General features: G+C 80.1%; 1 protein-coding gene. It reads right to left on the bottom strand.

What is annotated here, in order from left to right:
• Positions 1 to 184: hypothetical protein (locus LO771_RS30125; RefSeq protein WP_230748344.1), on the bottom strand; the 184-nt coding region annotated here is incomplete at its 3' end.
• Between the last annotated feature and the right edge of the window lie 147 nt (positions 185 to 331).

Below are 331 nucleotides of genomic sequence, written 5' to 3' on the forward strand. Positions count from 1 at the left end.
TACACGTCCAGGGGGCGATGAACTCCGGCGGCAGGCCGCACAGCACCGCCAGCACCAGCACCCGCCGGTCGGCCGAGAGCAGGAAGAGCCATGCGGCGGCGGCGCCCGTCTCGCGGAGCGCCCCGAGCAGCGCCGCGTCCAGCGGCCAGGTCTCCTCGCCGTCCGGGCCGGCCGCCCCGGTCACCGCCCCCACCCCCGGCCCGCCGTGGCCCGTGCGCGTGGGCTCCCGGGCACGGGGGAGCCCCGTACCCGCGCGCGCCGTGCATCGCCCATTCCCGGACGTTTCGCCCGCTCCGTTGCCGCGGCTCGCCGGATGCGCCCCGGCGCCCCG

This window comes from Streptacidiphilus sp. ASG 303, from assembly GCF_020991365.1.
GTDB lineage: Bacteria > Actinomycetota > Actinomycetes > Streptomycetales > Streptomycetaceae > Peterkaempfera.